Below are 20,790 nucleotides of genomic sequence, written 5' to 3'. Positions count from 1 at the left end.
TCAGACCGCGCATTCGCCTTCGCCCCGGGCCACGACGTAGGGCTGGTTGCGATCCCAGTCCATGAACATGTTCATGGTGTCGAGGCCGAACTCCACCGGCATCGCGAGGTCGCCCTTGACCTCCGTCTCGAAGCGGATCGTCCCGACGCGCTCGGCGTAGGCCTTGAACGTCTCGGTGTCGTCGGTGCGCTCGGCCTCGTACATGCGGATCCAACGCTCGACGGCGTCCGGCACGCGCTTGGCGGGCAGGCGGACCTTCAGGCGTTGGCCGTAGCCGACCTTGCCGCCCTCGTAGACGCCACCGATATGGGCGACGTAGGCCGGGATCGTGTGCTCGCCGACCTTGATCGACGCGCCGTAGAACCCCATGTCGGCGATGTGGTGCTGCGAGCAGCCGTTCGGGCAACCGGAGTTCTTGATGTGGATGCGGCGGGAGAGCGGATCGGTGATCTGCATCTCCAACAGCTTGCGGTTGATCGCCGCGTTGAGGCCCATCGAGGAGGTGATGCCGAGCTTGCACGAGTCGGTGCCGGGGCACGAGACGTTGTCGGTGATCTCCTGCGCGCCGGCCTCGCCGAGCTCCAGCTCCTTGAGCCGGTTCCAGAGGTCGTAGATCGACTCGTCGCGGACCCAGCGAAAGACGATGTTCTGGCCGACGGTCATGCGGGCGTTGCCGCCGGAGAAGTCGCGCATGATCTGGCCGAGGCCGCGGAACTGCTCGGGCGTGAGGTCGCCGCGGTAGACCTTGACCTCAACGGCGCTGAAGCCGGTCTGGCGCTGAGCGACGACGTTGGACTCGCGGAAGCGGTCAAACGCGGCGCGGTCCTCGTCGTCGGCCGGCGTGCCGAAGGAGGACGGCACAGCCGGGGCGACGGCCTCCTCGTCGAAGTCAAAGCGGCGCGGCGCGACCGAGAAGTCGCGCTCGGCGACCCAGTCGCCCTTGAGCTGCTCTTCGACCTGGGTGCGCAGCTCGTCGATGCCGAACTTGTCGACGAAGACCTTGATGCGCGCGCGGGCGCGATTGACGCGCAGCCAGTCCTGGGCGTCGAAGATCCGGAAGACGGCCTCGGCGACCTTGAGGTAGTCGCCGTTGTCGGCCTCGACGAAGTCATACAACGTGGGCGCGATGCGCGGCATGATCGACGTGCCGCCGCCGACGACGACCTCGAAGCCCTTGGTTCCGTCCTCGCGCACCTTGGAGATGAACGCGATGTCGTGGATGCCGGTGATCGAGCGGTCCTCGGCGGGCGTGCCGTCGAACGCGGTCTTGATCTTGCGCGGCATCAGCTGCGTCGTGGGGTGGCGCACGAAGTAGCGGACGTAGGCGCCGACGTAGGGCGTCGGGTCAAAGACCTCGCCCTCCAGGATCCCGGCCCACGGGTCGCCGGTCACGTTGCGGACGGTGTTGCCGCAGCCCTCGCGGGAGGAGAGCCCGGTCTCGCTCAGATCGCGGATCAGCGCCGCGGCGTCGCGCAGCGGCACGTGGTGGATCTGGATGTTCTGCCGCGTCGTGATGTGGCCCTTGTTCAGGGGCGCGTAGCGCTCGATCACGTCGGCGAAGTTGTCCATCTGGTCCGGCGTGACGCCGCCGAACGGCAGCTTGATCCTGATCATCTGGACGTCGGGCTGGCGCTGGCCGTAGACGCCCTGCTTCAGACGGAAGCCGATGTACTCGTTCTCGGGCGTGTCGCCGGCGAGGAACTTCTCGGCCTCGTTGTCGAAATCGTCGAACTCGCGGACGATCGCGGGGATGATCTGGCCGGGGACGTTCTCGTAGACCTCAGGGTTCTTGAGGCTCCCCTTGCGGCCAACGGTGGTGGGCTCCATGTGGGGGAAGGTAGCAAATCCCGATCGCAAATCCACCTTTTGCGTAAGCCGTTGCGGCACGGCGTTTTCTGCACGCTTTCGGTGCGGAAAACGTACCGTCAGACTGCCGCGCGGCGGCGCTCGAGCTCCGCGCGCTGCACGGCGTTGCCGGTGGCCGCGATCGCGCGGTCATAGGCGGCCGCTGCGGCGTCGGCCGCGCCGGTGCGGCGCAGGAGCTCGGCATGGGCGGCGTGCAGCGGCGCGTAGCTGTCCAGGCGTGGGTCGTCGAGCAGGGGGGCGACCAGCTCCAGGCCCGCCTCGGGCGCGCCCGCGAAGGCCAGCGCGGCGGCGCGGTTGATGCGGATCACGGGCGAGGGCGAGCGGCGGTCGAGCTCGGCGTAGAGCGCGGCGATCTCGACCCAGTCGGTGGCTGCGGTGTCCGTGGCGGTGGCGTGCAGGGCGGCGATCGCGGCTTGGAGTTGGTAAGGCCCCGGCGCTCGTGCTGCGATCGCCTGGTCCAGGGCGTGCGTGCCCTCGGCGATCCGGCCTTGGTCCCAGAGCGCCCGGTCCTGGCGGTCCAGCGCCACGTACTCGCCGCGTGCGTCGACACGGGCGTCGCGCCGGGCGTCCTGGAGCAGCATCAGCGCGAGCAGGCCGAGCACCTCGGGGTCGCCGGGCAGCAGGTTGACCAGCAGACGACCGAGGCGGATCGCCTCGCCGCAGAGCTCGCCGCGCACGAGCCGGTCGCCGTCGCTGGCCGCGTAGCCCTCGTTGAACACCAGGTAGATCACGGCCAGGACGCCGTTGCGCCGTTCGGGCAGCAACTCGGCCGGCGGGAGGCGATAGGGGATGTGCGCCGCGGCGATCTTGCGCTTGGCGCGCGTGAGCCGCTGGTACATCGTGGGCTCTGAGACCAAGAAAGCGTGGGCGACCTCCGCCGTCGTCAACCCGCCGAGCGATTTGACGGTCAGCGCGACGCGGGCGTCCAGCGCCAGCGCGGGGTGACAGCAGGTGAAGAGCAGGCGCAGGCGGTCGTCGGCGATGGCGCCGTCGTCGGGCACGTCGTCGTCTTCCTCCTCAACGGCAGTCGCCGTCTCGCGCGCCGCCAGCACGGCGAGGCGCTCGATGCGGTCGGCCAACCCGCGCTCACGCCGCAGGCGGTCGATCGCCTTGCGCCGCGCGGTCGTGGTGATCCACGCGCCAGGGCTGGCCGGGACGCCGTCGCGCGGCCACGTGGCGACGGCGGCGGCGAAGGCGTCCTGCAGCGCATCCTCGGCGAGGCTGAAGTCGCCGACCTGGCGGATGAGCGTCGCGAGGATCGCGGGGCCCTCGTCCTTGAAGGCCCTGGCGATCGCCGCGTCGGTCATGGGCCGTCGTACTCCATCAACGGGCGCACCTCGATCGAGCCGTACGGCGCGGACGGCACCTTGGCCGCCCACGCCAGCGCCGCCTCGCGGTCGGGCACGTCGATGAGGTAGTAGCCGCCGAGCATCTCCTTGGTCTCGGCGAACGGCCCGTCGGTGACGAGCGTCTCGCCGTCGCGGACCCGCACGGTGGTCGCCATGTCCAGGCCCTCGAGCGCGTTGTTGCCGAGGTCGATGCCCTCGTGTCGCAGCGCGGCGCCATAGGCCATCCAGGTCTCCAGCGACGCACGGGCGTTCGGGTCGTCGCGGATCTTCTGCGGGACGTAGAGCAGGAAGATGAACTTCATGTTGATGCTCAGCCCTGGTCGAAGACCATGACCGGACGCACCTCGACCGAGCCGTAGCCGACGCTCGGGATCTTGGCGGCCCAGGCCAGCGCGGCGTCGAGGTCGGGCACGTCGAGGAGGTAGTAGCCGGCCAGCATCTCCTTGGTCTCGGCGAACGGGCCGTCGGTGACCAACGACTCGCCGTCGCGCACGCGGACCGTCGTCGCGGTGTCCAGGCCCTGGAGGCCGTCACCGGCGACCATCACGCCCGACTCCTGGAGCTGCTGGGTGTAGGACATCCACGCGGACGTCTCGGCCTGCTCCGGGCTTGCGTCGGTCGGCGTGTAGATGAGCAGCATGTACTGCATGGAGGGCCTCCTGAAGGCGTTGGCGTCAGCCGGCGGTTCCGGCCGCTTCGAAGGATCGACGGACGGCCTTGGTCGATTCGACACCTTCTGGGTGTCGGAGGCAAGGCTGGCGCGTTGGCGCTCGGGTGTCTAGCCCCAGGGAACCGGGTCGCCCCAGGGCGACTGTCCATCGGGCTCGCGGCCCGTGGCCTCCAGCAGCGCGGCGCGCTGCCAGGGGTTCTGCTTGGGTGCGGCCTCCACGATCACCGGAGCGAAGTCGCGCAGGAACTGCTCCAGCGCCGCGACGACCGCGGCCGCCTCCTCTGGGGAGGCCGACGGCGCGACGATCTCCAGCTGGGGGCGGCGATTGGGCACGGCGCGAACCCTAGCGGCCGGGGCGCTCGACGAGAGAGAAGGCGAGGACCGGGATCTGGCGCCCCTCGCTGCGCTGCTCGTAGTCGGCGTACCCGACCGAGAAGCGCTTGGCCAGCGCCCACAGGCGGTCGTGCTCGGCGCCGGTGGCCTCTTCGCCGCGGAAGCGGCCCTCGTAGCCGCCGGCGTACAGCGTGACCTCGGGGTTGGCCTTCACGTTGTAATACCAAGCCGGATGGTGCGACTGGCCGAAGTTCGACGCCATCAGGATGACGCGGCCCGCGTCGGTGAAGTAGACGAGCGTGGCGGTGCGCTGCGCCCCCGTTTTGGCCCCGACGGTGGTGAGCAGGACGGCCGGGGTGAAGACCAGGGTCGAGAGGCGGCCGCGGCTCACGCGCACGATGGCAGGGTCGATCCGGCGCGAGATGTTCATCAGCGTCCACCGGCCTGCACGGGTGCGCGCCGGCGGCGTGATGATGCGCTTGGCCAGCGACGCGGGAGCTGTCGGATCGACCTCGGGAATCGGCACGGGCGCGAGCCTACCTGTGCTCCGATCGCTCGACAGCGGCGGCGAGCTCCTCGCCGGCGGTGGTGAAGCTCGCCTCCACCAAGGTGGCGGCGAGCTCGGCGTTGCCCGTGCGCAGCGCGGTGATGATCGCGGGATGGCTGCTCTCGCCGTGCGCGAACGCCTTGCGGGCAAACAGCCACAGGTCCATCCGCCGCAGTCGCGGCAGCAGGAGCTCGACCGAGACGATCAGGTCTGGGTCGTCGGCGGCGTCGAGGATCACGCGGTGGAAGGCGTCGTCGGCCGCGATGCCGTCTTGGACGCGACCGTCGGTCAGCGCGGCGACGTAGTCGGCGTCGTGGGCGGCCAGGTGGTCGTAGTCGGCGTCGGTCAAACGGTCGGCGGCGCGCCGGGTGGCGGCGCCGTGCAGCTCGGCGGCGGTGCCGAAGGCCTCGCGTGCCAGCTTGAGGTCGAAGGGGACGGGCTCGTACGTCATCGGCATCTCGTTCTCTGGCAACGCTAACCGCGCCCGAAGGTCACGACGGTGGGGCTACCACGACCGTGGATCTACTCTTGGTCGATGCCTGACGTCGCTGTTCTGGATTACGACGCGGTGCTCGCTGCGGTCTCGCCACGTGAGGCGATCGACCGCACGCGCGACGCGTTCCTGCGCCATCGGCGGGACGAGTGGCTGATGCCGGCCAAGGTCTACCTCGAGTCGGCGCCGCACGGCGACTTCCGTGCGATGCCGGCGCTCGGCGGCGGTCTGGCGATCCTGAAGTGGATCTCGTCGTTTCCGTCCAACCCGGCGCGGGACCTGTCGACGGTGATGGGGATCCTGCTGGTCAGCGACGCGGAGACCAGCGAGCCGATCGCGATGCTCGACGCGCGCTCGGTCACCGCGCTGCGCACGGGCGCGGTCGCGCCGGTGGCCGCGCGGGCGCTGGCGCGCGCCGATGCGGCGACGGTGGGGATCGTCGGCTGCGGCCTGCATGGCGCCTGGACGGCGCGCTGCCTGGCCACCGACGGCTACGGGCCGGGCGTCTGCTGCGATCCGCGACCTGAGGCGGCGGCCGCGCTGGCCAACGAGTTGGGGTGGTCGGTCGGGACGCGCGAGGAGGCGCTGGCCGCCGACGTCGTCTGCTGCATCACGCCCGGTGCGGAGATCGTCGTCGACACCGGCGACCTGCGCCCCGGGCAGCACTACAACATGCTCGGCGCCGACGGCCCCGGCAAGGCGGAGGCGACGATCGGCGCCGTCGCCGCCTGCACGCTCTTCTGCGACGAGTGGGCCCAGGCGTCGCATGGCGGCGAGCTGACGGGCGCGGTCGAGGAAGGTCTCGTGACGCGCGACCGCGTCACTGATCTCGGCGCGGTCCTGGCCGGCGAGGCGCCCGGCCGCGCGGACACCGGCGCCGTCACGCTCTTTGACTCCACCGGCCTGGCGATCCAGGACCTCGCGATCGCCGCGGCGGCCGTCGAGGCGTGGCGCGAAGGCCGCGTGCAGGCGCAGACCGTCAGGTTGTAGGTCTACGTCTAGGTGGCCGGACCATGCTGGCCCTTGATCGACGGTGCGCCCGGGGCCACCTTGTAGGTCCAGGTCGCTGACGGCAGCTTCTTGGTGGACTTCTTCTTGATGGTGTCCATCCGGACCAGCTCGCAGGTGAAGCCGTTCGCGCTCGCGGTGACCGCGCCGAAGCCGTGGTGGTCGAAGTCGGCGTTGTCGACCTGCGGGTTGATCCCGCGCAGCGCGTCGATCACCACGGCCGACGTCGCAGGGTTGGCGTCGTTGCCCTGGATCTTGTTGCCGGCGCCCGCGTCGAGGGTCGTCTCGCCCAGCGACTGGGAGGTGATCGAGCCGCCGACCAGCTCGGTGGCGACCGTGTCGCCGGTGGAGCCGTCGCCGGTACGCACGTCGCCGGCGATGAACGTGTGGATGTCGCCCGTGACGAACACCACGTCCTTGATCTGCTTGTCGCGGATGTGGGTCAGCAGCTCCTCGCGCTCCTGCGGGTACCCCAGCCAGTTGTCGTAGGTGTAGTTGGCGCCGCCGAGCACCCGCGTCGGCATGATCGTCACCTCGTTGGCCATCACCTTCCACTTGGCCTTCGAGGATGCGAGCGCGTCCTTGACCCAGTTCATCTGCGGCCGCCCGAGGAAGTCGCGCGGCTGGTTGTAGTCGGCGCACGGCGCGACGACCGCGTCGTCACACGGCTGGTTGTCGCGGTAGGTCCGCTGGTCCATGACGATGAGGTCGACGTTGGCGCCGAAGGAGAGCTTGCGGTAGAGCTTCTCGCCACCGGGGAAGGCCGGCATGTTCTCGAAGAACGCCTGGCGCCCCGCCTTCTTGCGCGCCAGGCTGAAGCGCTTGGCGGGCGGCAGGCCGCCGTCGGCCGGCTTGCCCGCGTAGTTGTCCTGGACCTCGTGGTCGTCCCAGAGCATCACCATGGGGAACCTGGCGTGCACGGCGCGCAGCAGCGGGTCGGTGCGGTAGAGCTGGTACTTGGCGCGGTAGTCGGCCAAGGTGATGGCCTCGCGCACGATGTCGGGGTTGTTGGGGTTCTCGCTGCCGATCTTGTCGTCGCGGACGCCGGTGCCATTTGCGATCGAGTGATAGGCCTCGGCGTAGATGTAGTCCCCGAGGCAGACGACGAAGTCGTAGTCGCCGTCGGCCATGACGTCGAGCGCGTTGTAGAAGCCGTGCGTGTAGTCCTGGCAGGAGAAGAACGCGAACTTCACCGGCGCCTTGGAGTCGGCCGGCAGCGCGGTCCGGAAGCGGCCGACGGCGCTGTCGGCGCTCTTGGAGGAGAAGCGGTAGTAGTACTCCTCGTGGGCCTTGAGCCCGGCCACGCGCGCCTTGACCGCGTGGTTGGAGGCCGCGCCGGTCTTGACGTTCTTGCGCGCGACCACGTGGCGGAAGGACTTGTCGGTCGCGACCTCCAGCTCGATCGTGCCGGTCCCGCCGCCGCCGGACGGATCGAAGCGCGTCCACAGGCTGACGCCCTTGGGCGTCGGGTCGCCGGAGACGACGCCGTCGGGGAAGTGGCCGCCCTGCAGCGGCCGGGTCTTCGCCGAGGCCAGCGGCGTCGCGAGCGACGTCGGGACCAGGACGGTGGCGGCGGCGCCACTGGCGCGCGCGACGAACTGACGGCGGGTCGTCTCCATGGCGCGAACCTACATCCACCGGGTGTCACCCGTGTGAAGGTTCGCTTGCGCGCGTCAGACCGGGCGCATGACCTTGGTGTGCGACCCCGCGAGGAAGTCGGCGGGGTTGCGCGGCAGGCCGGCGCGCTCGGGCGAGTCGTAGTAGGCCTTCTCGACCGGCTCCCAGCCGTCGGGCGCGTCGTGGCCGACCACCCAGGTGAAGGTGGTGTCCTCGAGATCGCGCCAGGCGCCGAGCACGGTGAAGCCGTGGGCCGCCCGCGCCGGCACGATGTGGTCGCGCCACAGCGCGACGAACTCCTCCATCGCACCCTCGCGGACCTGGTACGTGCGGACCTGGCAGAGCATGCGCGGCAGCCTACGCTGCCGCGGTCTGCTCGCGCAGGAACGGCAGGACGGCCGCGGCGACGCCCGCCGGGTCGTCGGCCAACGGCCAATGGCCGCTGGCGGGCAGGACCGTCACGTGCGCGTCACGGAAGACCTCGCGCTGGCGCTCGGCGAGGCGCAGCTTCAAGTACGGGTCCTTGGCGCCCCAGACCACCAGCGTCGGTCGCGGATGCTCGCGCAGCCGCGGCGCGACGGCCTCGGCGTGCGGCCCGGCCGGCGTGTTGCGGTAGAGCTTGAGGACCGCCCGCCGCGTCGCCTTGTCGGCGTAGAGGTCGAACAGCTCGTCGGCGTAGGCCATGGGGAACGTCGGCGGGTTGGTGCGCTTCATGAACTGCCGGAAGCCGCCGCGCGTCGAGCTCATGAAGAACAGCTCACCGAGGACCGGCGTGCGCCAGACCTTGGCCAGCGCGTGCCAGCCCTCGCGCAGGAGCACGCCGGTGTTGATGAGCACGGTCGAGGCATGCAGGTCCGGGTTGTCGGCCGCCCACTGCAGGCCCCACGGGCCGCCGAAGTCATGCAGGACGAGGTGGACGCGGCGCACGCCGAGTTGCTCGAGCGCGCCGGTGAGATGCGCGGCGTACCCGTCCACCGTGTAGGGGAGATCGCGCGGCTTGTCGGCCCCGCCGTAGCCGGGCATGTCGAGCGCGATCGCCCGCGCGAAGGCTCCGGCGGGCTCCAGCAGCCTGGTCCAGTGGGCGGCCATGCCCGGGTTGCCGTGGACGAAGACGATGGCCTCCTCGGCGCTCGCCGGGCCGGCCTCCAGGACGGGCGAGCGCACGCCGTTGACGGTGACCGCGGAGGAGCGCAGCGTGGTCGCATCGCCGGTCGCCGCCGCTGCCTCACCGCTCATCGTGCCACCGCCATCGCCATCCCGCGCGCCAAGCGGCGCGGCGTCATGATCCGGTCCAGCGGCTCGGCACGGGCCGCCACGGCGGCCATCATCGCGGCGGTCTGCGGGTCGCGCGTGGCCGCGCGGTGCATCGCGCGCTCCAGGACGTTCATCTCGCGGCCGCTGGCGAAGTCCGACGTCTGCAGGTGGTGCAGCGCCAGCCCGCGCCGGTGCTTGCGCCGGTAGCGCTGCAGCGCCGGGTCCGGATCGGCGCCTGCGGTCAGCGCGCCGGCGAGCTCGTCGGCCAGCCAGGCCGCGGACTGCAGCGCGAAGCCGACGCCGACGCCCCAGACAGGGTCGCTGGCCTGCGCCGCGTCGCCGACGAAGGCGATGCCGGGCCGAGCGGCGGGGCGGCGCACGTTGGGCAGGTCGAGCTTGCCGATCATCGGTCCGACGCGCGTGGCGCCGGGAAGGTCGGGCGCGCGGTCGAGCGCTGCGAAGGCCTTCAGGAACGCGGCCTCCTTGTCGGCCTTGAACTCCGGCAGGCGGTCCTTGTGCAGGAACAGCGCGGCGACGGTCACGCCGTCGTCGTTCGGGAAGCAGTAGAGGATGTCGCGGCCGGTCAGCCACATCTGGGAGTGGCCGGGCGCGCTCTCCAGCTCCAACCCCTCGTAGTAGCCCATGTAGCCGAAGCGGCCATGGGGCAACACGCGGCCGGGGATGTCGGCCAGGCGTGCGATCGAGGAGCCGCGGCCGTCGGCGCCGACGACGACCTGCGCGTCGATCGCGACCTCCTCGCCGGAGGTCGTGCGGCCGCGCAGGCCGGAGGGGCGGCCCGTGGCGTCGCGCGAGACGGCGTCGACGGTGACGCCCTGGCGGACCTCCACGTTCGGGGTCCGGGCCGCGAGCTCGCGCAGCATCGGGTCGAGCTTCTCGCGCCGCAGGTTGTAGCCGTAGCCGTCGTCGGGCATCGAGTACCACCCCGCCTCGGTCCACACGTCCAGACCGTTGCGCAGCGCTCCTGCGCGTTCCATCGTGGCGTCGATGCCGAGCCGTTGGAGCACCGGTGTGGCGCCCGCCTGGATGAAGTGCGAGCACACGACCTTGTAGTGCTCGGGCTTGGGGCTCTTCTCGAGCACCGTCACGTTGATGCCCTGGCGGCCCAGCAGGGCGGCCAAGGCACACCCGGCGACGCTGCCACCGGCGATGACCACATCCGTCTGTTCCGGCATGGTCGAAAGCTATCGCTGTGAGTTGCTTCGCGCAACTCTGTGCCGTATGTGGCTTGTGGCGGTCTCAGCCGGCGGGCAGCGTGAGCCGGTGCGAGCGGGCGATCTCTTCGGCCAGCTCCGCGCCGACCCCTGCGGCTTCGGCGAACGCGGGCCACTTGCCCACGACCTCGCCGACCTCGGCGAGGATCGCCCGTGCGCGTCCGCGCGTGAGGCCGGCGAGGCGCTCGACCCCTCGGAGGTCGGCGATCGTGAACCCGTCGCGCTTGCCGTTGATCGACATCTGATGGCGGTCCAGCCACGGGTTGCCGGCCTTCCACGCCCACGTCACGTCGTAGGCGGGCGCGAGCGACCACGCACCGCTGCGGTCCATGAGGAAGGCAATGTTCTTGACGTGGTCGTCCTGGTTGCGGGCGACGACGTTGAAGACCATGCGACGAAACTGCTGCTCGACGGCCGGTGTGCCCAGCCCGAGCTTGCGCATGAGCAGCAGCGCGCGCTCGTAGCTGTAAATCCCAGGCTCGTTGTAGCTGATGTGCTCCAGCGCCCCGAGCGTCTGCACGTGCAGCTTGCCGCCGCCGTCGGGACGGTCGAAGCGGCGGGTCATGAAGTGATGGCGCCCGTTCTCGGCCAGCAGCCGGGACTCGGTCATCTCGATTCCGGCCGCGACAGCCATGCTGGCGTAGGCGAACTCGATCAGGCCCCAGCCCTGCGGATCCTGGAGGCCGTGATCGCCGGCGCGGGCGACGCCGTCGAATTTCAGCAGCCACTGGCGGAAGCCCGGCTCGGCATCGACCTGCCCGGAGCGGACCTGGCCGGTGGCGTCGTTGTAGGCGATGATCGCCTTCGGGCGTGCGCCGCCGGCGGACGTGCCGACCTCCAGGATCGCGCGCATCGCTGCCTCCTCAGGGTGCTCGGAGAGTTCGGCCACGAAGGCCGAGCGCTGCGCGAGAACCTCGCTGGCGAGCGCGACCAGCCCGCCGACCTGGAGATCTGTGGCGTCATCGCTCTGAGGTCCCTGCGCGGGCTCGAACTCCAGCGCGCCCATCGCGCGGGAGCCGACGTAGCAGAGGCGCTGCACGACGTCGAAGCTCGCCTCGTCGCGACCCTGGGAGGCCAGCCAGGCGTCGACGAGCGCGGTGCCCCAGCGGTCGGGGAGGGCGTCGGCCAGCAGGCCGGGCAGCCCGCGGAAGGCGTCGGCGGGCAGGCCGGGAAAGCGGTAGGGAACATTGCGCAACGGCATTTGCGCCGGTGACAGCTGGAGCCCGCTGCGCACGAACGCCTCGTCGTACTGGAACGTCGCGTAGCGCTCCCGTCCCGCGATCGAGACCGCCGCGATGCGACTGCCCCAAAGCGTCACGGCCGCGATCGTCATCGGGTGGGCTCCGCCTCGTCACCCCAGCGCCACGGCGCGGCTTCTTTGGCCGCTGGATCGTCGCTTGATGTGCGCACCCGCTGGCGCTCCCCGCGACGCTCGCGCTCCAGTTGGGCGATCGGGAATGCGATGGTCTCGGGGATCGCCGCATCCAGCGCGCCGAGCAGCCCGAGCGTCCGCAGGAGCCGGATCAGCGAGGTCATCTGCACCGACTCACCACGCTCGAGGCGCTGGAGCGTCGCGCGCCCGATGCCCGCCTCCTTGGCCAGTTCGGCCTGCGTGCGGTTGCGCGCGACGCGATGGCGCGCGAGCCGCTGCCCGAGCTCGGCGAGCGCCGCGTCGTCGGTGAGAAGCTCTGTGAGATGCATCAGTTCTGAGGCGTTAAGGCCGTTTCCGGGGATAAAGCATCGAAAGCGATGCTTAGTCTACCATGGAGTGGCCGCCGTCAAGCCTCAGTTCTGATGCTTTATCCTTGATATCGGGGATAAAGCATCAAGATTGATGCGCTAACGCTAGAGTGGGATGTTGCCGTGCTTGCGCTTCGGGCCCGGCTCGCGCTTGGTCTGCAGCGTATGCAGCGCGTTGATGAGCTTGGGGCGCGTCTCGTGCGGCGTGATCACATCGTCGATGTAGCCGCGTTCGGCCGCGCTGTAGGGGTTGGCGAAGCGCGCCTTGTAGTCGTCCATCAGCTTCTTGCGCCGCTCCTCGGGCGTCGGCGAGGACGCGAGATCGCGGCGGTAGATGATGTTGACCGCGCCCTCGGGGCCCATGACCGCGACCTCGGCCTGCGGCCAGGCAAAGTTGAAGTCGGCCAGCAGGTGCTTGGAGGCCATGACGTCGTAGGCGCCGCCGTAGGCCTTGCGGGTGATGACCGTGATCTTCGGGACCGTCGCCTCGGTGTAGGCGTACAACAGCTTGGCGCCGTGGCGGATGATGCCGCCCCACTCTTGGCTGGTGCCCGGCAGGAAGCCCGGCACGTCGGTGAAGGTGATGATCGGGATGTTGTAGGCGTCGCACGTGCGGACGAAGCGCGCGGCCTTGGCCGAGGCGTCGATGTCCAGCACGCCGGCCATGTGCGCCGGCTGGTTGCCGACGACGCCGACCGCGAAGCCGTCCAGGCGCGAGAAGCCGCAGATGATGTTCTTGGCGAAGTGCTCGTGGATCTCGAAGAACTCGCCGTCGTCGACCACCAGCCGGATGACGTTGCGCATGTCATACGGCTTGTTGGGGTTGTCGGGGACGGCGGAGTCGAGCTCCTCGTCCATGCGGTTGGGGTCGTCGGTCGGCGCCAGCCGCGGCGGGATCTCCAGGTTGTTCTGCGGCAGGAACCCCATGAAGTAGCGGGTGTCCTCGAGCAGCTGGTCCTCGTCGTCGGCCGCGAGGTGGGCGACGCCGGACTTCGTGTTGTGCGTCATCGCGCCGCCGAGCGACTCGAAGTCCACCTCCTCGCCCGTGACCGTCTTGATGACGTCGGGGCCGGTGATGAACATGTGCGAGGACTCCTTCACCATGAATATGAAGTCGGTGATCGCCGGTGAGTAGACCGCGCCGCCCGCGCACGGGCCCATGATCAGGCTGATCTGCGGGATGACGCCCGAGCACTTGACGTTGCGCACGAAGACGTCGCCGTAGGCGCCGAGCGAGACGACGCCCTCCTGGATCCGCGCGCCGCCGGAGTCGTTGATGCCGATCACGGGGCAGCCGATCTTGGCCGCGAGATCCATGATCTTGCACATCTTCTCGGCCATGACCTCGCCGAGCGAGCCGCCGAAGACGGTGAAGTCCTGGGAGAAGACGCAGACCTTGCGCCCCTCGATCGTGCCGTGGCCGGTCACGACCGCGTCGCCCCACGGACGCTGCTTCTGCATGTCGAAGTCGATCGTGCGGTGGCGCACGAACGTGTCGAGCTCCTGGAACGAGCCCGGGTCCAGCAGCTTCTCGATCCGCTCGCGGGCGGTCAGCTTGCCGCGGGCGTGCTGCTTCTCCTCGGCCTCGGGCGAGGAGTGCATGGCCGCCTCGCGCAGCTCGTTGAGCTGGGCGAGCTTCTCATCGAAGGTCTCGGGGTTGTGCTGGCGCTGGGTCATGGGCGGCGGCGAACTCTAGTTCGCCGGCCCGGCCGTGCGCCGCGCGACCCCGGGTCAGCCGCGCGAGAAGGGGCGGTGGTGCGCGGAGCCGAGGTCGTCGAGCACGCCGACGAGGACGGCTTCGACCTGCTCGGGATCGAACGCCGCGGTGGCAGCCGCGGCGCTGGCGGTGATCTCGCCGTCGAGTTCGGGCTCGGCGATCTCGGGGGTTTCGATGGCGTCCCGGACCTCGACGGCCTCGGTGATCTCGGCGACGGGCTCTGGTTCGGGCTCCGGCTCCGGCTCGGCCGCGACGGGCTCGATGAGGGGTTCAGCGGTCCGACGACGGCGCCGCAGCCGGGCGAAGAGGCCGCGTCGCGGCTCTGGCGTCGCGACGATCTCTTCGACCACCTCGGCCTCGACCGGCGCCGCGTCCTTGTCTGCCTCGGGCTCGGGCTCCTCGGCCACGATCTCCGGCTCCGGCTGGGCCTCCACGACCTCTGCCTCTACCTCTTCGACCTCAACCTCGGCGTCGTCCGTCGCGATCGCCTCGGCCGTGATCGTCACCTTCGTTCCCCAGCCGGAGGCCTCGAGCTCCACTGTGCCGCGTGCGCGGTCGCCCTCCCAGACGACGGTGGTCTCGGCCTCCAGCCGGGTGATGCGGATCTCGCCGAACTCGCCGAGGTGGCGCGCCAGGGTGCTGACGTCGCTGACCTCGGCCCAGATCTCGGGCGGAGACTTCACGAGGGTGCGCTGTGCTCGAGGCTCGGGCATCGGCTTGGTGTTCGCCTCTCGGCGCGGCGATCCCTGCGTCGGCAAGCCCCTGCAAGGGATGTCCCGCGGCGAGCGCGTCAGTGTCAACGCGCCAACTTCACCAGGATCTCCCTGATGTACGGGCAGCTCCCTTCACCGATTCTTCACTTCCACGTAGATTGCTCCGCGCGGCGCCCAGCGCGGGAGCTGGTGAACCGTCCAGCAAGGTCCTGCAAACCAGTCAGTTGGGAGTCCGTAGTGCATTTCAGGTCCAAGACCGCGTTCGCGGTAGCCGTGGCGAGCCTCGCCGCCGTCCCCGGGGTCGCCTCGGCGGCCACCAAGTCCGTGGACATGGGTACGCCCCTGTCCGCGCAGAAGGCCATTCAGAAGGCCGGGTCCGACGCCAACGCGTTCTTCCCGAGCAGCATCTCGGTCCACGTCGGCGACAAGGTCAAGTTCGTGCCGACGGGCTTTCACACCGTCGAGCTGCTCGGCAAGGGCGCCAAGCCCACGCCGCTGCTCAGCCCGAACGGCCAGCTGACGGCTGAGAAGGACGCCGCCGGCGCCGACTTCTGGTTCAACGGCCAGCCGCAGATCGGCTTCACGCCGTCGCTGCTCGCGGGCCTCTACGGCAAGTCGGTCAGCTACAACGGCAGCAAGACCATCCAGTCCGGCCTGCCGCTGGCCAACAAGCCCAAGCCCTTCACGGTCACGATGAAGAAGGCCGGCACGTTCACCTACCTCTGCACGGTGCACACGGGCATGAAGGGCACGATCAAGGTCGTGGCCAAGAGCAAGCCGGTGCCGAGCGCGAAGGCCGACGCCAAGCGCGTAGCCGCCCAGGCCGCCGCGGCGATCAAGGTCGCCAAGGGCCTGGCTGCGACCAAGCCGCCGGCCAACACCGTCAGCGTCGGCGGGGCCGGTGCCGGTGGCGTGGAGAGCTACAGCTTCTTCCCGTCGTCGCTCACCGTCGCGGCCGGGACGACCGTGACGTTCACGATGGCCAAGGCCTCCTACGAGGTCCACACCGCCACGACCGGCCCGGGCGACCCCGAGAAGGATCCGAAGAGCTACCTCGGCGCGCTTGCCGCATCGGTCAACAGCCCGGCGTTCGACAGCGCCGCGATCTACCCGAGCGACGTGCCGGGCGCGCCCGCTGCGCTGACGACGACCTCGCACGGCAACGGGTTCTGGAACTCCGGAGCGCTGGACTCCGCCAGCGCGACGGCGCAGTTGCCCTCGTCCAACGCGGTGACGTTCGCCGCGCCGGGCACCTATCAGTTCTACTGCATGATCCACCCGTTCATGCACGGGACGGTCACCGTCAAGTGAGACGGCTGGCCACGATCGTGGCCATCTGCGCGTGGGGGGCGGCGGCTGCGGCCGCCGCCCCCGTCGCGTCGGGCGCCGTGCGCGAGTACTGGGTCGCCGCGGTGCCCACGACCTGGAACATGATCCCCAACGGCCGTGACGCGATCACCGGCACGACCTACGACACGGCGCAGTCGGTGTTCCCCACGGTGGTCTACCGCCGCTACACGCGCGGTTGGAAGCACCCACTGTTCAACAACCCGACGCAAGGCGGCAACCAGGACCTGATCCCGGGCCCGCTGCTGCAGGCGCGGACCGGCGACCGCTACGTCATCCATTTCAAGAACCGCGACAGCGCGTTCCGGCGCCCGCACTCGATGCACTTCCACGGCGTGCACTACAAGCCCAGCTCCGACGGCGCCTACGTGCCCGGCTTCTCGGGCGGCGACGCTGATGTCAAATACGGCAAGACGTGGACCTATCGGCTAACCGCCGGGCGCGACTCGCGTGGCGTCTGGCCCTATCACGACCACTCGCCGTCGATGGACGACTCGATCGCCGGCGGCATGTACGGGATGCTCTCGATCCTCGGGCGCCACGAGGCCGCGCCGGACCGTGAGTTCGTCGTGGTCTTCGCCGAGATGGGTGCGTTCCAGACGATCGACGGGCGCGCGTTCGTCGGCAACACGCCGGTCTTCACGTCGAAGGTCGGCCAGCTCGTGCAATGGGACGTGATGGCGATGGGCTCCGAGCACCACACCTTCCACGTCCATGGCCATCGCTGGATCGCGCCGGACGGCACGCCGCGTGACACCCAGACGGTCGGGCCCGCCGAGAGCTTCCGGATTCGCTGGCGCGAGGAGGATCCCGGCACGTGGCTGTATCACTGCCACGTCGAGCAGCACATGATGCAGGGGATGATCGGCACCTACCACGTGACGCGCGCATGAGGCGCCGCGCGCTTGTTGCTGGCGCCGTTGCGCTCCTCGCTGTCGCACCCGTCGCGCGGGCGGCGCACATGCCCGGCATGGACATGACCATGGGCGGCGCCGACGCGGGCGCACCGCCGGCAGCGAGCATTCCCATCGGCTTCGCCGCGTTCGGGACGCCGCGCGTCGACGTCGTTGCGGGCGACGCCGTGCAGTGGTCTAACGACAGCTCGCGTGCGCACGACATCGTCGCCACCGACGGCTCGTTCGACTCCGGTCGCGTCATCGTCGGCGACCACTACGCGCACCGCTTCAGCACGGTCGGGGCCGTCCCCTACTACTGCTCGCTGCACCCGTTCATGACCGGCGAGATCGACGTGCACGAGGTCGTGCTCGACGCGCCGACCCTGCGTGCCGGCTCGGGCAAGCCCTATGTGTTGACCGGGCGCGTCGCGGCGGGCGTCACCGGCAGTGTGGCGATCGAGGGTGACGACGGCGGCGGGTTCGTGCCGATCACCACCACGCCCGTCGCTACCGACGGGACGTTCCGGACCGCGGTCGTGCCGCACACGACGACGTCCTACCGCGCGCAGGTCGACGACGATCAGAGCCCGGCCGTGCAACTGCTCGTCCTCGACCACGCCGTGGCCGTCCACGCGATGCGCCGCAAGGGCGGGACCACGGCCATCGACGTCCGGGTCACGCCGGCCGCCCCCGGGCAGACGGTCGTCTTGCAGGAGCGGCTGCGCGAGCGCTTCGGCTGGTGGCCGATCTCCACGGTCAAGCTCGACGCGCGCTCGGCCGCGCACTTCGTCGTGCCACGCGGCGCCGCGGTGCCCGCGCGCGTGCTGCTCACCCTGCGCGACGGCGCGACCGAGCTGGCCCGCAGCGCGACCGTGCACGTCGGCACCACGCGCTCACACCACCACCACTAGCCCCACCAGTCACCACCCAGCCACGTCGAGGGACGACTGATGGTCCTCTACGGATCATCAGTCGTCCCTCGACGTGGCTGGGTGGTGACTAAGGCTTGGCCGCCATGAAGAAGATCGCGACGAGCACGAGGGCGATGACCGCGAGGCCCGCGGCTGCGACGCGGCGGAAGAGCTCGTCGTACTCCGCTGAGAGCTCGCCGCCGGCCTCGATGTCGCGCGTGGCGAGCGCGGCGAGCCTCCGGTCGCTGGGCGCGAAGAACATGCCGCCCAGGCCGCCGATAAGGACCAGGATCACCAGCGGGACCGAGACCCAGACCTCCGACCACGCGTGCAGCTTGCTGGCCAGGTAGATCCCGCAGACCAGCACGACGGCGAGCCCGGGAGAGACGACCATCCGTCCAATGCGAGCGCTCAGCTCGTGGATCACCGGCATCGCCTGCGGATGGTTCCTGCGCGCCCACGGCATGAACGCCGGGTAGGCGAAGAACGAGCCGAACGCGACGACGACGCCCATGATGTGGACGGCGAGGACGACGCCGTAGAACGTGATCGACGCGAGGACCATGGCCTAGAAGGTGGGCCCGAACTTCTGACGGGTGGCGCTGGCGGAGATCACGGTCGCCATCAGAAGTTTGGCTGGTACTTGCCGAAGACGTCCTGCATCGCTCCGCAGACCTCGCCCATCGAGGCGCGGTCGCGCAGCGCGTCCTTGATGGCGGGCAGCAGGTTGTCGCTGCCGCGCGCGGCGGTGCGCAGTTGCTCGAGGCGCTCGTCGACCTTGGCCTGATCGCGGTTGGCCTTGAACTCCTTCAGGCGCGTGACCTGCTGGTTCTCGGATTCGGGGTCGACGCGCAGGAGGTCCGGGACCTCGATCTCGTCCTCTTCGTACTTGTTGACGCCGACCACGATGTCCTGACCGAGGCGGTAGCGCTCCTGGTAGCCCCACGCCGACTCGTCGATCTCGCCGGTGATGAACTGGATCGCGTTGACGGAGCCGCCGAGCTCGTCCACCTTCGCGATCAGCTCGTTGGCGCGCGCTTCGATCTCATCCGTCAGCGACTCGACGAAGTAGGAGCCGGCGAACGGATCGACGGTGTCGCTTGCGCCCGACTCGTGCGCGAGGATCTGCTGCGTGCGCAGCGCGATCTTGGCGGCGTGCTCGGTCGGCAGCGCCAGCGCCTCGTCAAAGCCGTTGGTGTGCAGTGACTGGGTGCCGCCGCAGACGGCGGCGAAGCCCTGCAACGCGACGCGCACGATGTTGTTCTCCGGCTGCTGCGCGGTCAACGTGACGCCGCCGGTCTGCGTATGGAAGCGCAGCATCGTCGCCTTCGGATTGGTGGCGCCGAAGCGGTCGCGCATGATGTGCGCCCACATGCGGCGCGCGGCGCGGAACTTCGCCACCTCCTGAAAGACGTTGTTGTGCCCATTGAAGAAGAACGCCAGCCGTGGCGCAAAATCGTTGACGTCCAGGCCCGTCTCGATCGCGGCCTGCACGTAGGCGATGCCCGATGAGAGCGTGAAGGCGACCTCCTGCACGGCGGAGCAGCCCTTCTCGCGGAAGTGATAGCCGGAGATCGAGATCGTGTTCCACTTCGGCACGCGCTCGTGGCAGTACCGGAACAGGTCGGTCGTCAGCCGCATCGTTGGCACGGGCGGGTAGATGTAGTTGCCGCGTGCGATGTACTCCTTGAGGACGTCGTTCTGGGTGGTGCCGCGCAGCAGCTCGCTGGGCACGCCCTGCTCCTCGCCGACGAGCTCGTACAGCAGCAGCAGGCACGCGGCCGGTGCATTGATCGTCATGGAGGTGGAGACCTCGTTCAGCGGAATGCCGTCAAAGGCGGTGCGCATGTCGTCGATCGTGTCGATCGCCACGCCGGTGCGGCCGACCTCGCCGAGGCAGCGCGGATTGTCGGAGTCCAGGCCAAGCTGGGTGGGCAGATCGAAGGCCATCGAGAGGCCGGTCGAGCCCTTGGAGAGCAGGTAGCGGTAGCGCTCGTTGGACTCCTTGGCTGAGGCGTAGCCGGCGTACTGGCGCATCGTCCACGTCTGCTTGCGGTACATCTCGCGGTGCACGCCACGCGTATACGGAAACGCGCCGGGCTCGCCGAGGTCGAGCTGCTCGGGCAGGTCGGACTCGCCATACAGTGGCTCGATCTCGATGCCCGAGTCCGTGAAGTGGCGGGGGTCGTCGGCCCCCACGATCGGTGCGACGCTCAGATTGTCCTCGGGATCGCTCATGCTCGGCAAGAGATCATATGGACCCACGCCGGCCTCCCGGCAGGTCGTGCGGGTGGGGCCCGAGTATCCTGCCGGTGATGGCTACCTGCCTAGTGACCGGTGGCGCCGGCTTCCTCGGTTCGCATCTGTGCGATGAGTTGCTCGCGCGCGGCCACCGCGTGATCTGCGTGGACAACCTGGAGACCGGCTCGCTCGTGAACATCGAGCACATCCGCGATCCCGAGCGGTTCGTGCACCTGAACTTCGACATCATCGAGCCGTACGTCGTTGATGAGCCGGTGGACTTCGTCTACCACCTCGCCTCGCCGGCCTCGCCGATCGACTATCTGCGGTTGCCGCTGCACACGCTGAAGGTCGGCTCCTACGGCACCCACCACACGCTCGGCCTGGCCAAGGCCAAACGGGCGCGCTTCCTGATCGCCTCCACGAGCGAGGTGTACGGCGATCCACAGGAGCACCCGCAGTCCGAGGGCTACTGGGGCCACGTCAACCCGATCGGTCCGCGCGGGGTCTATGACGAGGCCAAGCGCTATGCCGAGGCGCTGACGATGGCCTATCACCGCCAGCAGGGCGTGGACACGGCGATCGTGAGGATCTTCAACACATATGGCAGTCGCATGCGCCCGCATGACGGGCGTGCGATCCCGACCTTCCTGCGCCAGGCGCTGGCGGACAGGCCGATCACCGTGTTCGGCGATGGCTCCCAGACACGGTCCTTTTGCTACGTCAGCGACTTGATCCGCGGAATCATCGCGTTGGCGGAGTCCGGCCACCATGACCCGGTCAACATCGGCAACCCGGATGAGTTCACATTGCTGGAGCTGGCGGAGACGGTCAGGGAGCTGACGGGATCGAGCTC

Annotated in this window: 22 protein-coding genes; 5 read left to right on the top strand and 17 right to left on the bottom strand. The window is 69.6% G+C overall.

Features of this window, described 5'->3' with window-relative positions; genetic code table 11:
- The 7 genes from VGO10_RS19680 to VGO10_RS19650 all read right to left on the bottom strand — a co-directional run bounded on the left by VGO10_RS19680 (position 1) and on the right by VGO10_RS19650 (position 5,216).
- Positions 1 to 1,827, bottom strand: a complete 1,827-nt coding sequence (locus tag VGO10_RS19680; RefSeq protein WP_327471620.1) for a nitrite/sulfite reductase — start codon at positions 1,825 to 1,827, stop codon at positions 1 to 3.
- A gap of 98 nt (positions 1,828 to 1,925) precedes the next feature.
- The gene (locus tag VGO10_RS19675) at positions 1,926 to 3,173 is read right to left on the bottom strand and encodes an RNA polymerase sigma factor (protein WP_327471618.1); all 1,248 of its coding nucleotides are present in this window, start codon (positions 3,171 to 3,173) and stop codon (positions 1,926 to 1,928) included.
- Complete coding sequence (locus tag VGO10_RS19670; protein ID WP_327471616.1) at positions 3,170 to 3,517, bottom strand: YciI family protein; 348 nt, start codon at positions 3,515 to 3,517, stop codon at positions 3,170 to 3,172. The genes VGO10_RS19675 and VGO10_RS19670 overlap by 4 nt, the downstream gene beginning before the upstream one ends.
- Before the next feature lie 8 nt (positions 3,518 to 3,525).
- A complete protein-coding gene (locus VGO10_RS19665) occupies positions 3,526 to 3,864 on the bottom strand; it encodes a YciI family protein (RefSeq protein ID WP_327471614.1) in 339 nt (112 codons plus the stop codon).
- 129 nt (positions 3,865 to 3,993) lie between these two features.
- On the bottom strand, positions 3,994 to 4,218 hold the full coding sequence (locus tag VGO10_RS19660) for a hypothetical protein (protein WP_327471613.1): 225 nt from the start codon (positions 4,216 to 4,218) through the stop codon (positions 3,994 to 3,996).
- A gap of 10 nt (positions 4,219 to 4,228) precedes the next feature.
- A complete protein-coding gene (locus tag VGO10_RS19655; RefSeq protein WP_327471611.1) occupies positions 4,229 to 4,744 on the bottom strand; it encodes a nitroreductase/quinone reductase family protein in 516 nt (171 codons plus the stop codon).
- Positions 4,745 to 4,754: 10 nt separating this feature from the next.
- Positions 4,755 to 5,216 carry an FCD domain-containing protein gene (locus VGO10_RS19650; protein ID WP_327471609.1) on the bottom strand — a complete coding sequence of 154 codons (462 nt, stop codon included), beginning with the start codon at positions 5,214 to 5,216 and terminating at the stop codon, positions 4,755 to 4,757.
- Positions 5,217 to 5,300: 84 nt separating this feature from the next.
- Here VGO10_RS19650 and VGO10_RS19645 point away from each other — a divergent pair, with 84 nt between their 5' ends.
- On the top strand, positions 5,301 to 6,248 hold the full coding sequence (locus tag VGO10_RS19645; protein ID WP_327471607.1) for a hypothetical protein: 948 nt from the start codon (positions 5,301 to 5,303) through the stop codon (positions 6,246 to 6,248).
- 8 nt (positions 6,249 to 6,256) lie between these two features.
- Here the strand turns inward: VGO10_RS19645 and VGO10_RS19640 are convergent, their stop codons facing one another.
- The 8 genes from VGO10_RS19640 to VGO10_RS19605 all read right to left on the bottom strand — a co-directional run bounded on the left by VGO10_RS19640 (position 6,257) and on the right by VGO10_RS19605 (position 14,509).
- Entirely contained in the window at positions 6,257 to 7,885 is a 1,629-nt protein-coding gene (locus VGO10_RS19640; RefSeq protein ID WP_327471605.1) for an alkaline phosphatase D family protein, read from the bottom strand.
- 54 nt (positions 7,886 to 7,939) lie between these two features.
- On the bottom strand, positions 7,940 to 8,230 hold the full coding sequence (locus VGO10_RS19635) for an NIPSNAP family protein (RefSeq protein ID WP_327471603.1): 291 nt from the start codon (positions 8,228 to 8,230) through the stop codon (positions 7,940 to 7,942).
- Between the two features lie 10 nt (positions 8,231 to 8,240).
- Entirely contained in the window at positions 8,241 to 9,119 is an 879-nt protein-coding gene (locus VGO10_RS19630; protein ID WP_327471601.1) for an alpha/beta hydrolase, read from the bottom strand.
- Positions 9,116 to 10,330 carry an NAD(P)/FAD-dependent oxidoreductase gene (locus VGO10_RS19625; protein ID WP_327471599.1) on the bottom strand — a complete coding sequence of 405 codons (1,215 nt, stop codon included), beginning with the start codon at positions 10,328 to 10,330 and terminating at the stop codon, positions 9,116 to 9,118. Before VGO10_RS19625 ends, VGO10_RS19630 begins: the two co-directional genes overlap by 4 nt.
- Before the next feature lie 64 nt (positions 10,331 to 10,394).
- Positions 10,395 to 11,702, bottom strand: coding sequence for a type II toxin-antitoxin system HipA family toxin (locus VGO10_RS19620; protein WP_327471597.1), 1,308 nt, complete (start codon positions 11,700 to 11,702; stop codon positions 10,395 to 10,397).
- Positions 11,699 to 12,070 carry a helix-turn-helix transcriptional regulator gene (locus VGO10_RS19615; RefSeq protein WP_327471595.1) on the bottom strand — a complete coding sequence of 124 codons (372 nt, stop codon included), beginning with the start codon at positions 12,068 to 12,070 and terminating at the stop codon, positions 11,699 to 11,701. Before VGO10_RS19615 ends, VGO10_RS19620 begins: the two co-directional genes overlap by 4 nt.
- Before the next feature lie 144 nt (positions 12,071 to 12,214).
- Entirely contained in the window at positions 12,215 to 13,786 is a 1,572-nt protein-coding gene (locus VGO10_RS19610) for an acyl-CoA carboxylase subunit beta (RefSeq protein WP_327471593.1), read from the bottom strand.
- Between the two features lie 54 nt (positions 13,787 to 13,840).
- Complete coding sequence (locus tag VGO10_RS19605) at positions 13,841 to 14,509, bottom strand: hypothetical protein (protein WP_327471591.1); 669 nt, start codon at positions 14,507 to 14,509, stop codon at positions 13,841 to 13,843.
- Between the two features lie 360 nt (positions 14,510 to 14,869).
- Between VGO10_RS19605 and VGO10_RS19600 the strand changes: the two genes are divergently transcribed.
- From VGO10_RS19600 to VGO10_RS19590, 3 genes are all read left to right on the top strand, one after another.
- Positions 14,870 to 15,850: a hypothetical protein gene (locus tag VGO10_RS19600; RefSeq protein WP_327471589.1), complete on the top strand. Its 981-nt coding sequence runs from the start codon at positions 14,870 to 14,872 to the stop codon at positions 15,848 to 15,850.
- Positions 15,847 to 16,779, top strand: a complete 933-nt coding sequence (locus tag VGO10_RS19595; protein WP_327471587.1) for a multicopper oxidase domain-containing protein — start codon at positions 15,847 to 15,849, stop codon at positions 16,777 to 16,779. The genes VGO10_RS19600 and VGO10_RS19595 overlap by 4 nt, the downstream gene beginning before the upstream one ends.
- 77 nt (positions 16,780 to 16,856) lie before the next feature.
- The gene (locus tag VGO10_RS19590; protein ID WP_327471585.1) at positions 16,857 to 17,693 is read left to right on the top strand and encodes a hypothetical protein; all 837 of its coding nucleotides are present in this window, start codon (positions 16,857 to 16,859) and stop codon (positions 17,691 to 17,693) included.
- 88 nt (positions 17,694 to 17,781) lie between these two features.
- On the opposite strand, the gene VGO10_RS19585 is transcribed toward VGO10_RS19590, so the two are convergent.
- The gene (locus VGO10_RS19585; RefSeq protein WP_327471583.1) at positions 17,782 to 18,258 is read right to left on the bottom strand and encodes a DUF2269 family protein; all 477 of its coding nucleotides are present in this window, start codon (positions 18,256 to 18,258) and stop codon (positions 17,782 to 17,784) included.
- Positions 18,259 to 18,317: 59 nt separating this feature from the next.
- Positions 18,318 to 19,931 carry an acyl-CoA mutase large subunit family protein gene (locus VGO10_RS19580; protein WP_327471581.1) on the bottom strand — a complete coding sequence of 538 codons (1,614 nt, stop codon included), beginning with the start codon at positions 19,929 to 19,931 and terminating at the stop codon, positions 18,318 to 18,320.
- A gap of 77 nt (positions 19,932 to 20,008) precedes the next feature.
- Between VGO10_RS19580 and VGO10_RS19575 the strand changes: the two genes are divergently transcribed.
- Positions 20,009 to 20,790, top strand: a 782-nt coding sequence (locus tag VGO10_RS19575) for an NAD-dependent epimerase/dehydratase family protein (RefSeq protein ID WP_327471578.1), incomplete at its 3' end; no start/stop codon positions are given.

This window comes from Baekduia sp., assembly GCF_035996765.1.
In the GTDB taxonomy this organism is placed as follows: domain Bacteria; phylum Actinomycetota; class Thermoleophilia; order Solirubrobacterales; family Solirubrobacteraceae; genus Baekduia.
The sequence above is the reverse complement of the archived record's forward strand: the minus strand, read 5'-3'. Positions and strand labels throughout refer to the sequence as shown.

Bases quoted from the DNA above. Each gene is read 5' to 3' on its own strand.
- VGO10_RS19680 (WP_327471620.1), bottom strand. From the start codon at position 1,827: ATGGAGCCCACCACCGTTGGCCGCAAGGGGAGCCTCAAGAACCCTGAG.
- VGO10_RS19675 (WP_327471618.1), bottom strand. From the start codon at position 3,173: ATGACCGACGCGGCGATCGCCAGGGCCTTCAAGGACGAGGGCCCCGCG.
- VGO10_RS19670 (WP_327471616.1), bottom strand. From the start codon at position 3,517: ATGAAGTTCATCTTCCTGCTCTACGTCCCGCAGAAGATCCGCGACGAC.
- VGO10_RS19665 (WP_327471614.1), bottom strand. From the start codon at position 3,864: ATGCAGTACATGCTGCTCATCTACACGCCGACCGACGCAAGCCCGGAG.
- VGO10_RS19650 (WP_327471609.1), bottom strand. From the start codon at position 5,216: ATGACGTACGAGCCCGTCCCCTTCGACCTCAAGCTGGCACGCGAGGCC.
- VGO10_RS19645 (WP_327471607.1), top strand. From the start codon at position 5,301: ATGCCTGACGTCGCTGTTCTGGATTACGACGCGGTGCTCGCTGCGGTC.
- VGO10_RS19640 (WP_327471605.1), bottom strand. From the start codon at position 7,885: ATGGAGACGACCCGCCGTCAGTTCGTCGCGCGCGCCAGTGGCGCCGCC.
- VGO10_RS19635 (WP_327471603.1), bottom strand. From the start codon at position 8,230: ATGCTCTGCCAGGTCCGCACGTACCAGGTCCGCGAGGGTGCGATGGAG.
- VGO10_RS19630 (WP_327471601.1), bottom strand. From the start codon at position 9,119: ATGAGCGGTGAGGCAGCGGCGGCGACCGGCGATGCGACCACGCTGCGC.
- VGO10_RS19625 (WP_327471599.1), bottom strand. From the start codon at position 10,330: ATGCCGGAACAGACGGATGTGGTCATCGCCGGTGGCAGCGTCGCCGGG.
- VGO10_RS19620 (WP_327471597.1), bottom strand. From the start codon at position 11,702: ATGACGATCGCGGCCGTGACGCTTTGGGGCAGTCGCATCGCGGCGGTC.
- VGO10_RS19615 (WP_327471595.1), bottom strand. From the start codon at position 12,070: ATGCATCTCACAGAGCTTCTCACCGACGACGCGGCGCTCGCCGAGCTC.
- VGO10_RS19610 (WP_327471593.1), bottom strand. From the start codon at position 13,786: ATGACCCAGCGCCAGCACAACCCCGAGACCTTCGATGAGAAGCTCGCC.
- VGO10_RS19600 (WP_327471589.1), top strand. From the start codon at position 14,870: ATGGGTACGCCCCTGTCCGCGCAGAAGGCCATTCAGAAGGCCGGGTCC.
- VGO10_RS19590 (WP_327471585.1), top strand. From the start codon at position 16,857: ATGGACATGACCATGGGCGGCGCCGACGCGGGCGCACCGCCGGCAGCG.
- VGO10_RS19585 (WP_327471583.1), bottom strand. From the start codon at position 18,258: ATGGTCCTCGCGTCGATCACGTTCTACGGCGTCGTCCTCGCCGTCCAC.
- VGO10_RS19580 (WP_327471581.1), bottom strand. From the start codon at position 19,931: ATGAGCGATCCCGAGGACAATCTGAGCGTCGCACCGATCGTGGGGGCC.